Below are 13,373 nucleotides of genomic sequence, written 5' to 3'. Positions count from 1 at the left end.
AGAGAAAATAAAATGTTTAAAGTGGTTAAGAGAAATTTATTGATTTTGCCTAATGTAAAGGAGGAAAATTATGTTTAATATTTTTGCTACAGCAAAGAGTGGAATGAATGCGTATCAAGAGAAGCTAGATTATCTTTCTAATGACCTAGTTAATATTTCAACAACAGGTTATAAGAGTACAGATGTTAACTTTAAAGATTTGTTAACTGAATCACTTGATAGAAGAGGAACACCACTTGTGGAAAAAAAGGCGATTACTGGAACTGGAGTTAAATTAGGAGTAAATTATGCTAATAACAAACAAGGGAATCTCTTAACAACAGGTCAAAAAACAGATCTTGCTATAGATGGAAAAGGATATTTTGCACTTTCAAAGGAAGATGGAAGCATAGTATATACTAGAGATGGTAATTTTAAAATAGATTCGAATGGAGCTTTAGTAGACTCAAATGGAACTAAAGTTTATGTTCAATATGAGAATGGATTTTCAGAGGGAAATCCAGCTTTAGATAGGGAGAAGATGTCTATAGATAAAGATGGAGGAATATCTATGGAAGTTGATGGACAAACAACTAAAATAGGTACAATTCCTGTCTTTACAGCTATAGGTGATAAGAGCTTTATACCTATTGGAAACAGTTATTTTGTTCCAAGCTCAGATGCACAGGTTGCACTAAGTAGTAACTATAATATAGAACAAGGTATGTTAGAAGGTTCAAATGTAGATGCAGGAGAAACATTTTCAGATATAGTACTTACACAAAGAGCTTTTCAACTTAGTTCAAAGGCTGTAACTACAGCGGATGATCTTTGGAGTATGATAAATAATATGAGATAATTAAAATAATAATAATATGAGTTTTAGATAAATTAGATATATGTTTGCTGAAGAGGAAGAGTATAATTTCCAATATATTCAACAAGTATATCTAATTTTTTTAATTTGCAGAAAGTTATTCACAGAGTATTTTTTTGTAAATAATATTGTAAATACAATTAACGCTTTACAATAATTAACTTTATAAGTAAAATAAATATGTGTGAATTAAGTAATATACTTGTTCTAATATGTCAATTTATATATAAGCCAATTATAAGTTAGATTTATACTATGAAATATATCCCAACTAGAAATGGGTAATATATTTTTGTGGAATGTTTCATTGGTAATTTTGATGGATGTGATTCTTTGGCTATAAGTTGTTCCAAATGTGCTAGTTCACAGCTTGTTCTTTGAGGCTAGCACTTTGAGTGCAACTTTATAGCCTTAGAATCACCCATCATAATTACCTAGAAACTGGAACAAAAGTATGTTATTCATTTCGGTGAGTTATATGCATAAGTTCAGGTCTTAGTTGGTTATCTATATATAAGGCACATGAAAATAGCAAATTCATTATTTTATGTGCCTAATGTACTAAAGTAAAACAAAAAATTTAGGAGGAATTATTTTGGAAAATGTAGTTTACGTAACTGGACATAAAAATCCTGATTCAGACTCTATTTGTGCTGCATATGGTTACGCAGAGTTTAAAAATAAGACTGGTAATATTCCGGCTATACCTGTGAGATTAGGAAATGTAAATGCAGAAACACAATTTATATTAGATCATTTTGGTGTTAAGGCTCCAAGACTTTTAGAAACAGTTAGATTAAAAGTAGAAGATTTAGATATTGATACAATTGGACCTATAACTTCTAATATTTCTTTAAAAGCAGCATGGAATATAATGAGAGACAATCATTTGAAATCACTACCTGTAGTTGGAAATGATAGTAGATTAGTGGGAATTCTTTCGATTTCAAACTTAACTTCATCATTTATGGATATATGGGATAATAATATATTAGGAAAAAGTAATACATCAATTGAAAATATATTAGATACGCTTTCTGCTACTAGTGTATATATAAATGAAAATTGCAAAACATTCCCTGGAAAAATTGCAGTTACAGCAATGCAGCCAGATAGTTTAAAAGAAATTGTAGATAAAGATGATATTGCTATTGTAGGAGATAGACCAGATGTACAAGAAGCTTTAATTGATATTAATACATCATTAATAATAATTACAGGAGCACATAAGCTTGCTGAGAATTTACTTTCTAAAGCTAGAGAAAAAGGAGTTACTATAATAAGTACACCTCATGATTCTTTCACAGCTTCAAGATTATTAATTCAAAGTATACCTGTAAGTCATGTTATGGCTACTAAAGATTTAATATCATTTTCTAAAGACGATTTAGTTGATGATATCAAAGATGTTATGGCTGAAACTAGATATCACAGTTATCCTGTAACTGATGAAGATGGAAGAGTAATAGGAACAGTCTCAAGATATCACCTTATTTCAAAGCATAAGAAAAAAGTTATTCAAGTAGATCATAATGAAAGAGGCCAATCAGTTGATGGATTAGAAGATGCTGAAGTACTTGAAATTATAGATCACCATAGAGTTGCTGATATACAAACAAGTAACCCTATATTCTTTAGAAATGAACCACTAGGAAGCTCTTCAACTATAGTTGGAAAAAGCTTTTTTGAACGTAATATAACACCACCTAAAGAAGTTGCTGGATTATTATGTGGTGCAATAATTTCAGATACTTTATTATTCAAGAGTCCAACTTGTACAGAACAAGATAAAGACATATGTCATAAGTTGGCTGAAATAGCTGGTATTTCAAGTTTAGAAGAATTTGCAAAAGAGATGTTTAAAGCTGGAACTTCCTTAAAAGGAAAGACTGTATCTCAAATATTTAATCAAGACTTTAAGCCTTTTAATATGGGAGAATCAAGAGTTGGAGTAGCTCAAGTAAACACAATGGACATCGATGGATTTATGCCATTAAAAGATGAAATGTTAAGTTACATGAAGAGCGAAGCAGATAGCAAAGGTTATGCTGTAGTAATGTTACTTTTAACAGATATATTAAAAGAAGGTTCACAAGTTCTAGTTGCTGGTGAAAGACATGATTATGTTGAAAAGACATTTAATATTCAATTAGTAGATTCAATGGCATTTTTACCAGGGGTTCTATCAAGAAAGAAACAGGTAATACCACCACTTACAAATGTAGTTAACTCAATGAAATAGATAATTTTTAAAAAGAAAAAATCCTTTAGGGGATTTTTTCTTTTTTTTAAACAATAAAGGTATTATGAGCTAGATACCTAAAGTAAGCTTAAAGTTACATATGTAAATACCGAAATGAAGGTCATGCATTTGTTCGCGTTACTGAGGATTTAGCTGTGAATTTCTAACAGTAGAAGTTGTACCCATTTCTGCATGTTCCCGAGGCAAGCTCGTGACAAGCAATAAACGGAACAACTTCTACTAAGGAAATATCTACAGCTAAATACTCAATGCAACACTTCCACAAAAGCAAGACCTTCCTTTCTGGTGAATACAATAATTAAAAATATATGTTTTACTTTTGATTCGGTATCTAGGTGTGAAATACTTAGGAATCAATATGGTGGATTGAGGTTCTGATATTTATTTGTATATTTAGTATGCTCCAGAATATTTTTATTTAATGTGAAAAGGATTAGTAAGAACCACAGTACTTTTCTTTTTTGTGTGGAAAGACTTTATAAGTGCTTACGCACTTTTTTTTTTTTAGGTGATAGGAATTTATAAGTGCATTAGCACTTTTATTTTTAAATGTGAAAAGAATTTATAAGTGCTTACGCACTTTTCTTTTTTTTAGGTGCATAACTTTTGTAATGGAAAATATATATATTATATAAAGTTCTATATTTAGGAGGAAAAGTTGTGGTACAGGAAAAAGAGTTGACATCTGGTCTTAGCACTAAGGAAGCGGAAAAGAGGATTAAGAACTTTGGACTTAATGAATTGAAGCACCATAATAAAGCATCAGCATTCAAAATATTTCTATCTCAATTTAATGACTTCATTGTTTGGGTGTTAATTGCATCTACTATAATTTCCGGGATAATTGGAGATAAGGCAGATGCCATTACAATACTTATAATAATAGTTATTAATGCAATACTAGGATTTGTCCAAGAATTTAAAACAGAGAAATCTTTAGAAGCGTTGAAAGAATTAGCGGCACCTACATGTAAAGTTTTGAGGGATTCAAGTATACAGATTATAAATTCTATCTACTTAACAATAGGGGATATTGTTATTTTGGAGGCTGGAGATAGGATACCTGCTGACGGATTCTTTATAGAAAGTTCATCAGTAGTCGTTGATGAATCACTATTAACAGGTGAGTCAGTTGGTGTAAACAAAGAAGCCAATCCATATAAAGCTGATGGTAAAAAGACAAAGAAGAATAACGAAGGATTTATGGGAACTACTGTAGTAAAAGGAAAAGGATTATTTAAAGTTGATTGTATAGGAATGAACACCGAAATGGGGAAGATTGCAGACCTAATTCAAAATATTGAAGAAGAAAAATCCCCTTTAAATAAAAGATTAGACTCTCTAGGGAAAGTACTAGTTGTAATTTGCCTTGTGATATGTGCAATTGTTACTGCAATGGGAATAATTAGAGGAAATGATATAACAGAGATGTTCTTACTTGGCGTTAGCTTAGCAGTTGCTGCAATTCCAGAAGGTTTAGCTGCTATTGTTACTGTTTCACTGGCTCTAGGTGTGTCTAGAATGCTTAAGAAAAATGCACTCGTAAGAAAACTTCCAGCTGTAGAGACACTTGGATGTACATCTGTAATATGTTCTGATAAGACAGGAACATTAACTCAAAATAAGATGACTGTAAAAGAGGTATATTTAAATGGCAGAATTCATGAACTTGAAAAAGAAAAGCTAAGTAATTATACAAAGTTCATGAAAGCTCTTGTATATTGTAATGACTGTAATTATGATTTTACAAAGAAAAAAATGAGTGAAGCACTTCATGGTGATCCAACAGAAACTGCACTAATAAATATGTTTTTCAATGATGTTAATGATTTAGAAGATTTTATAAATGATGCAAATAGGATATATGATATACCATTTGATTCAAATAGAAAGATGATGTCGGTTATAATCAAGGAAGGCGCTAAGGAGGGAGCAAATGAAACATGTTACGTTAAGGGAGCTCCTGAAAGAGTAATAGATAGATGTGAATTTATACTAGAGAATAACAAAATAAAACCATTCACATATCAAAAGAAAAAGCAAGTTAGTGATTTTATTACAGCAATGTCATCTAGAGCACTTAGATGTATAGCAGCAGCATATAAGGAAGATAATCTAACAAAAAGTGATAAGTTAGAGCAGAATTTAATTTTTATAGGTATAGCAGGAAGTATTGATCCACCAAGAGAAGAAGCTAGAGATGCAGTTTTAAAATGCAAACTTGCAGGAATAAAACCTATAATGATAACAGGAGATCATCAGAATACTGCACTTGCAATAGCAAAATCTTTGAATATATGTAATACAGCAGATCAGGTAATGACAGGTGATGAAATTGAGGCTATAAGTGATTTAGAATTAGAGGGAAGAATAAAAAAAGTAAGAGTTTTTGCGCGGGTTTCACCTAACCATAAGTTAAGAATTGTAAGGGCTTTTAAGAAAAAAGGAAATATCGTTGCAATGACAGGCGATGGTGTAAATGATGCACCTGCTATTAAGGAATCAGATATAGGAGTTGCAATGGGAATTTCGGGTACAGATGTAACGAAGGAAGCATCATCTATGATTCTTATGGATGATAATTTCTCAACTATAGTTGCAGCTGTAGAAGAAGGAAGAATAATATATGATAACATAAGAAAATTTATAAGATACTTACTATCTTGTAACCTTGGAGAAGTGTTAACAATGTTTTTGGCAACTTTATTCTATCTACCTAATCCATTAAGCCCAATACAAATATTACTTGTAAATCTAGCTACAGATGGTCTTCCAGCTATAGCACTTGGAGTTGATCCGCCAGAGCAAGATATAATGAGACAATCTCCAAGAGAAAAAAAGGAAAGTATATTTGCAAGAGGATTAGTTGAAAAAATAGTAATAAGAGGAACATTAATAGGATTGTGTACGTTGCTATCATTTATGGTAGGAAGATATTATAAAATGAATTTAGAAACATGCCGAACTTTAGCATTATGTACATTAGTTTTATCTCAATTGATACACGTATTTGAATGTAGATCAGAAAGATACTCCATATTCCAAATTAAATTATTTACAAATCCTTATTTAGTTGGAGCTGTTTTAATATCTATATCACTAATGTGCTCAGTTTTATATGTACCATTTTTACAAAATGTATTTCATACAGTAGCATTATCTCTTAATCAATGGCTTATAGTCTTATTCTTTTCAGGGATAATAGCATTTATTAACAGTGTATATTTATTAATAAAGACAAAATAAAAAAAGGGCTTAGCCCTTTTTTTATCTTCTCATCATATTGTTTGCTTGTTGACGTGATTTTTTTATTTGGCTATGATCTATTGGTACTAAGTCTTTCTTAGTTGTAAGATTTAATAGGTTAAATATTTGAACTTCTTGAGAATTTTCCTTCTTACTATCCTTATCACCTGTAACACCCATAACAATAACTTTGTTACCCTGCTTTACAGCAATAAATTCAGGTTTCTTAAACCATCTATTCTTTTTATACCAACACTTAACAACTTTTTTCCCAACTTCAGGCTTTATAACCATTTCAACCATTAATCTATTGAAGATAACATAACTTTTTTCAATAAGCTTTACAGATAAAACAGTTCCAGATATGCTTGTAATTCTGTCACCATACTTTTCCATATAAGCATTTTGGAAATAGTTACTGAATTTACTACCTATTTTTTCTTTAAGACCCATAATAATTACTCCTTTACATAAAAATATCGCTAATAACGCTATTATACTTAAAATACTTTATTATTATACCATATGTCAAATAAAATTAGGTAACTTTTTAATATGTATATGTTGCAATTCACAATGCACATTTCACAATTCACAATTACAGCTAAAATTCTTGTAACATTTCTAGAATTATGATGAAGTATTATTTTTGCAATATATATGTATAGCAATTAATATAAACGTAAGATTTATACCATATATTATTGTTTCATTAACTGATGATTTGTATGTTAAAATACTTATAGATTATTTTGTATAATAATATACAGATTTTTTTATAAGCTATATAAAGAAAACGAGTGCAATTTGTTTATAGATAAACTAGATTTAATACCATGAAATATTATCCCAACTGGAACAAAAGTATGTTATTCATTTCGGCGAGTTATATGTATAAGTTCAGGTCTCAGTCGGGTTATCTATATAGGTATCCAATTTAAGAATTCGACTTATTAGATGAACAGATTTACAAAATTGCTAGAATTTTAAGCTCATATCGTTACTAGAAATCATAAATATATTTGTGAAGAAAACATTTGAAAATGAGCTGTTAAAGGTTCTTAGCTTTAGGTTGTTCCAATTTAGCTTGTCAAACTGAAAGTTGGAGCATGCTAAATTGGATATAACCTGCTGCTTAGAACCTTCAGCGATATTTTCATAGCTTTTCGGAACAAAATATTTATGATTTCGGTAAGTTACCACATAAATCTAGTTTCAAATTTGGATATCTATATGCATGATCAATTAAATATTGAAAATTAGTTAATCATAAAGAGGTGATTTTATAAAAATGGATAATGTAATATTGCACGTAGATATGGATGCTTTTTTTGCATCTGTTGAGCAAAGAGACAATCCAGATATTAAAGGTAAGCCCGTTATAGTAGGCGGGATAAGTGAAAGGGGAGTAGTATCAACTTGCTCTTATGAAGCAAGAAAATACGGCGTTCATTCAGCTATGCCGATGTTCATGGCTAGAGAGAAATGTCCAAATGGAATCTTTGTATCTGGGAGATATGGAAAGTATGCTAAAGTATCTCAGGAGATATTTGAAATATTTAATGAAGTTACTCCACTAGTCGAACCTGTATCCATTGATGAAGGTTTCTTAGATTTGTCTCAAGGAAAAATAAAAGATGGAATCGAAGCAGCAAGGTATATTAAAAATAGAGTATTTAAGGAAGTTGGTTTAACTTTATCTATTGGTATATCTTATAATAAATTCTTAGCAAAGCTTGCTTCAGAATGGAATAAACCAAATGGAATTAAAGAAATAAGAAAGGAAATGATTCCTGATATATTATTTCCTCTTCCTATATCTAAGGTTCATGGTTTAGGTAAAGTATCAGTAGCAAAGCTAAATAATATGGGGATATATTATATTGAAGAATTATATAAGATGCCTAAAGAATTTTATATAGAGTATCTAGGCAAGAATGGTATTGAGATATACGATAGAATAAGAGGAATTGATGGTAGAAAAGTTGAGTTAATTCGTGAAAGGAAATCTATAGGAAAAGAAAGGACTTTAAAATTCGATACTAAAAATAAAGAAGAATTGAGAGAATACATTAAAGAATTTTCTTTTGAAATTGAAGAGATTTTAAATAGAAAAAATGTTAGTGGAAAAACTGTAACACTTAAATTTAAAACTAAGGATTTTGAAAATCATACAAGAAGTAAAACATTAAATTATTATATTGGTACTCAGATTGAAATATATAAAGTTGCAGAAGAACTATTAGATAGTGAGGAATTAAAAGAAGAAGTAAGGCTTATTGGAGTCAGCATATCTTCATTCAAAGAAACAGAAGTACAGCAAATGAGTTTGCTATAATGAAGTTCGCGCTAGATGCTATAGTTAGGTATATAAACAACGAAAGGAAGGTCATGCATTTGTTCCGGTTGCCAGAATATTTAACCGTGAATTTCCAATAGCAGAAGTTGTCCTATTTTTGCATGCTCCCGAGACAAGCTCGTGACAAGCAAAAATAATACAACTTCTACTAAGGAAATGTCTGCGGTTAAATATTCAATGCAACACTTCCACAAAAGCATGACCTTCCTTTCTGGCATATACTACAATATATAAGATAGTGTTTAACTTTACACTCGTTATCTAGGCGCGAAATAATCAAAGGTATATGTGAAATAACTTAAAGTGATAGCCAAACAAAGAAATAGAATACATATATGTATTCTATTTCGGGTGTTTATCGCTTCACTTTAAGTTCTGCACAATACTAATGCCTTACGATTGTGCTTAAAGAGCATATTCAAGAATTGCTCTTAAAACGCCATGTTCTACATTACTTGCAGCTATGTATTTACCATATTGCTTCATGTCTTCTGGAGCATTTTCCATGACAAAGCTATACTCAGCTTCAGCAAGCATTTCTATATCATTGTAATAATCTCCGAATACCATAGTTTCTTCTTTTGATATATTATCAGTATCCATAAGACTCTTTAAAGCAACGCCTTTGTTAACGCCTTTATTTGAAATGTCAGTCCAGATTGCTGCAGTTGAAACTATATTAAGATCATTGGTTAATTCACTGTCAGTTATATTATTAGTGCCTTCCAAATTACAAATACTAATTTTAATTATATCATCATCAATTTTACTTAAATCATCTACAATTTCTAATGTTGTATAATATTTCTTTATTTCAGTCAAATATTCTTCAGAATAATTTTCAATATATGCACAATTTGGAGAGCATACTACTAATGCATTTGCTTTGACTTTTTTAGCTTCACTGATTACATTTTGAACCATATCTTTAGCTAAAACACTTTTATAAATTATCTCATTATTATCAACAACTAAAGCTCCATTTTCACAAATAAAAGATAAATATCTTCCTACAGGGCCAAAGTTAGTTTGTAGCGTATAATAAGGTCTTCCGCTAGCAGCAACAAGTTTTATGTTTTTTGCTCTTAAACGGTCCAAGATATCAGTAAATCCATCTGGTAAGTGACCATTCTCGTCTAGTAAAGTTCCATCCATATCTGTTACAACTAATTTAATCATAAAATCTCCTTCCAATGCTTCGAATTTAAAATATATACATATAGAATGATAACATATATTTAAGAACTAATAAAGGTGATGATTCTACCATGGAAGATATGTACATATAGATTACATTTTAAAGAATAATTTATAACTTGTTTCACATCCTATAAGTAAAGGAAAATCAAATTATTATTTATGAAGGAGAAAGATGAAAAATATTTTGAATAGAAAAAACAGTATTTTTAAAAATATCAATTATCCATTAGCAGCTTTTTTCCTAGTAATAATAATAGGCATATTTACTTTATTTATTAAACCTATTATTGGCATGGCTGATAATGGGGATTTCTATAGAGTGATAAGTTCAAATGGTGTATATGAATTAAATCCCAATGATAGTGATTTATATAATGGATATTTTTATAGGCATTATGGAATTTATAAATACAATAATGATATAGAAAAAAACTTTATATCAACTCAGGGGATTTTTATTAAGATAGCAGTTTACATAAGCCAGATGATTAATAAAAATTTCATTTTAGATATAAGATTCATGTCATGGATGTTTTTATTTGTAGAGGCAATTGGAATTTATTTAATTGTAAAGGTATTAATAAATCAAGTTACTGAAGAAAAACATAAATTAATAATAACGTTAGTAACCATTTTTATATTTTGTGACACAACATATTTAGCTTATTATAATTCCTTTTATGGGGAAGCTATTAATATAAGTTTCTTTCTGCTCAGCATAGGAATTTTATTAAATATGGCAGAATTCAATAAGTTAAGCAAGCTAAATGTATTGCTGTTTGGAATCTCATCTTTTATATTTTTAGGTTCAAAACAGCAGCTTTCTCCAGTTGGTATTTTAATTGCAGTATTATGTCTTAGAATAGGATTTAAAAATAAGGAAAAATTATTTAAGGGGCTATCTATGGTTTTAGCTATTGGATTTGTGATAAGTTCAATATTGTTCTATAAGCAAATAACTGGGGATTTTCAATATATTAATGGATATCATGCAATGAATAGAGGGATTTTATTATATGAAGAAGACCCTGATGAAGTTATGAAATTTTTTAACTTAAATGAGCAGTATTCCTTATTAAAAGATACAACTTTCTATGATGATGTGACTTTAGTTAATTTATATGATAAACAGCTTATAGAGGATTATTATAAAAAATTTACTACAACAAAAATAATCTCTTATTATATTACAAATCCAAGGGCATTTTTTAAAATGTTAAAAATAGCTTTTGATAATGGATATTCCATAAGACCTAATGCAATGGGGAATTACGAGAAATCTGAAAACAAAGAATTTGGGGCTAAATCATATTTTTTTGCATTATATAGCACAGTAAAAGAAAAAGTATTTACAGGAAATATTGTACTATCAATTATTGTGATAATAGGGTATTTTTATTCTTCAGCTGTTAGATACATAAAGGCGAGAAAAATCAACTGTGATACTATGATTTTCAAAGAAGAGGCATATTTTTATATATTTTTAGTTGGAATATCTCAAATTATAATATCTGTTATAGGGGCAGGAGATGCAGACTTAGCTAAACATGTTTTCATGTATAATATGAGTTTTGATTTAATCTTAATATACTTTATATCTATAAAATTACAAAAGCATCAAGTTAAGATAAAACCAAAAATTAATAAATAACGTGAGTTCGATGGAAAAATTTAAGGGATAAAAAATCCCATCAAAATGTTTTATTATATAAGTGCGACCAAATAAATAAAACAAAGGATGGGATTTTATGCAAAACTTATTAGTAGAAATATTTTATGATGTAGACAATTTTTGTATTGGATTTGAAAATTACTGTAAAAGTCATTTCCTAACGGAAAATAGCGACCGCAAATTTGCAATGATTAAAAGTAAAACTTTATCATTAAGCGAAGTTATGACAATAACTATCTACTTTCATTTGTCAAATTACAGAACTTTTAAATCATACTATATTGAGCATGTGTCTACTGTTCTCAAACCGTATTTTCCTAAGCTTGTGAGCTACAATAGGTTTGTTGAATTAATGCAACAATCATTAGTTGCATTACTATTATACATGATGAAATTTAGAACTGGCAAGTGCACAGGAATTTCTTTTATCGATTCTACAACTTTGAATGTATGCCATAATAGAAGAATACACTCTCATAAGGTTTTTAAAGGAATTGCAGAACGTGGTAAAAGTTCAACAGGCTGGTTTTATGGTTTTAAGCTTCATCTTGTTGTTAACGATAAAGGGGATATTCTCTCTTTTTATCTAACTCCGGGAAATGTAGATGATAGAGAAATTAAGACTATAGAAATATTAGCAAAAGATTTATTTGGAAAACTTTTTGGTGACAAAGGTTATTTATCTAAAAAGATCTCCGATATTTTGTATTCCAAAGGTATTCAACTTATAACAAAGATAAAGAAAAACATGAAAAATAAATTAATGTTAATGGAGGATAAAATTCTTCTTAGGAAAAGAGCTATCATTGAAACAATAAATGACCAACTAAAAAATATATGTCAGATAGAGCATAATCGACATAGAAGTTTTACTAATTTTGCGGTTAATATAGTTTCAGGATTGATTTCGTATAGTTTTCTTCCTAAGAAACCTTCTCTTAAGTTGGACAAATATCTAACTATGGAATAATTGGAATATCGAGCCACAAGATTACAAGGATACTTTTTTGCTTTTTTTCATAACCATATTTACCCATAAAATATTCTAGCTTTTCGAACTCACGTTAAATAGATATATATGTTTCAATTTACAATGCACAATTGTAGCTGAAATTCCTGTAACATTTTTACAACATATATGTTTAAGTTATTAAGCTCATATCTTTACTAGAAATCATAAATATATTTGTAACCACAAGGGTCATAATATGGAGAAAACATTTGAAAATTAGCGTTTGATTTATACTTTGAAATATATTCTATACTAGAAAGTAGAAACATTTTTGCGCAGCAGGCATTTAAAAATGAGATGTTAAAAGTGCTTTATTGTAGGTTGTTCCACTTGTGCTTGTCACACTGAAAGTGGGAGCAAGCACGAGTGGCGACAACCTGCAATTTAGCACTTTCAGCGAAATTTTTATAGTCCTGCGAAGCAACAATGTCTTTACTTTCGGTTGGCTATATGTATAAGTCTAATCCATACTTGTGTTATCTATATAGATAAGTCAATTATAAGTTAGATTTATACTATGAAATATATCTCAACTAGAAATGAGTAATATACTTTTGTGGAATGTTTCATTGGTAATTTTGATGGATGTGATTCTTTGGCTATAAGTTGTTCCAAATGTGCTAGTTCAAAAAGTGAGAATCGAAAAGTGATGCTCCAAATTTTACATTTGGTAAGCAGAACTTTCCCTGTGGGCATTTTATATTCCGTTCTTCGAACTTTCTCTGTGAGCGCTTGTTCTTTGAGGCTAGCACTTTGGGTGCAACT

Annotated in this window: 8 protein-coding genes; 6 read left to right on the top strand and 2 right to left on the bottom strand. The window is 29.7% G+C overall.

Going from position 1 to position 13,373, the window contains the following annotated elements; genetic code table 11:
* Window positions 1–70 precede the first annotated feature (70 nt).
* The 3 genes from KEC93_RS21510 (at window position 71) to KEC93_RS21500 (ending at window position 6,365) form a co-directional block, all read left to right on the top strand.
* Window positions 71–838, top strand: coding sequence for a flagellar basal-body rod protein FlgG (locus KEC93_RS21510; protein ID WP_077868932.1), 768 nt, complete (start codon window positions 71–73; stop codon window positions 836–838).
* Window positions 839–1,451: 613 nt separating this feature from the next.
* Window positions 1,452–3,098, top strand: coding sequence for a putative manganese-dependent inorganic diphosphatase (locus KEC93_RS21505; RefSeq protein ID WP_012060402.1), 1,647 nt, complete (start codon window positions 1,452–1,454; stop codon window positions 3,096–3,098).
* Window positions 3,099–3,779: 681 nt separating this feature from the next.
* Window positions 3,780–6,365 carry a calcium-translocating P-type ATPase, SERCA-type gene (locus tag KEC93_RS21500; RefSeq protein WP_017211353.1) on the top strand — a complete coding sequence of 862 codons (2,586 nt, stop codon included), beginning with the start codon at window positions 3,780–3,782 and terminating at the stop codon, window positions 6,363–6,365.
* Window positions 6,366–6,386: 21 nt separating this feature from the next.
* On the opposite strand, the gene KEC93_RS21495 is transcribed toward KEC93_RS21500, so the two are convergent.
* Window positions 6,387–6,818 carry a hypothetical protein gene (locus KEC93_RS21495; protein ID WP_012060399.1) on the bottom strand — a complete coding sequence of 144 codons (432 nt, stop codon included), beginning with the start codon at window positions 6,816–6,818 and terminating at the stop codon, window positions 6,387–6,389.
* A gap of 838 nt (window positions 6,819–7,656) precedes the next feature.
* Between KEC93_RS21495 and KEC93_RS21490 the strand changes: the two genes are divergently transcribed.
* Window positions 7,657–8,703, top strand: a complete 1,047-nt coding sequence (locus KEC93_RS21490) for a DNA polymerase IV (protein ID WP_077868931.1) — start codon at window positions 7,657–7,659, stop codon at window positions 8,701–8,703.
* A gap of 426 nt (window positions 8,704–9,129) precedes the next feature.
* On the opposite strand, the gene KEC93_RS21485 is transcribed toward KEC93_RS21490, so the two are convergent.
* Entirely contained in the window at window positions 9,130–9,903 is a 774-nt protein-coding gene (locus KEC93_RS21485; RefSeq protein ID WP_039769557.1) for an HAD family hydrolase, read from the bottom strand.
* Between the two features lie 193 nt (window positions 9,904–10,096).
* Between KEC93_RS21485 and wsfD the strand changes: the two genes are divergently transcribed.
* Window positions 10,097–11,575 carry a glycan biosynthesis hexose transferase WsfD gene (gene wsfD, locus KEC93_RS21480; protein WP_077868930.1) on the top strand — a complete coding sequence of 493 codons (1,479 nt, stop codon included), beginning with the start codon at window positions 10,097–10,099 and terminating at the stop codon, window positions 11,573–11,575.
* A gap of 97 nt (window positions 11,576–11,672) precedes the next feature.
* Window positions 11,673–12,566, top strand: coding sequence for an IS982 family transposase (locus tag KEC93_RS21475; RefSeq protein ID WP_023977109.1), 894 nt, complete (start codon window positions 11,673–11,675; stop codon window positions 12,564–12,566).
* The last annotated feature ends 807 nt before the right edge of the window (window positions 12,567–13,373 follow it).

Origin of the sequence: Clostridium beijerinckii, assembly GCF_018223745.1 — a bacterium.
Lineage (GTDB): Bacteria > Bacillota > Clostridia > Clostridiales > Clostridiaceae > Clostridium > Clostridium beijerinckii.
Note: the sequence above shows the minus strand (reverse complement) of the source record. Positions and strands in the feature narration are given on the sequence as shown.

Excerpts from the sequence above, each read along its gene's own strand:
- KEC93_RS21475 (WP_023977109.1), top strand. The coding sequence starts at position 11,673 with ATGCAAAACTTATTAGTAGAAATATTTTATGATGTAGACAATTTTTGT.
- KEC93_RS21490 (WP_077868931.1), top strand. The coding sequence starts at position 7,657 with ATGGATAATGTAATATTGCACGTAGATATGGATGCTTTTTTTGCATCT.
- wsfD (WP_077868930.1), top strand. The coding sequence starts at position 10,097 with ATGAAAAATATTTTGAATAGAAAAAACAGTATTTTTAAAAATATCAAT.
- KEC93_RS21485 (WP_039769557.1), bottom strand. The coding sequence starts at position 9,903 with ATGATTAAATTAGTTGTAACAGATATGGATGGAACTTTACTAGACGAG.
- KEC93_RS21495 (WP_012060399.1), bottom strand. The coding sequence starts at position 6,818 with ATGGGTCTTAAAGAAAAAATAGGTAGTAAATTCAGTAACTATTTCCAA.
- KEC93_RS21510 (WP_077868932.1), top strand. The coding sequence starts at position 71 with ATGTTTAATATTTTTGCTACAGCAAAGAGTGGAATGAATGCGTATCAA.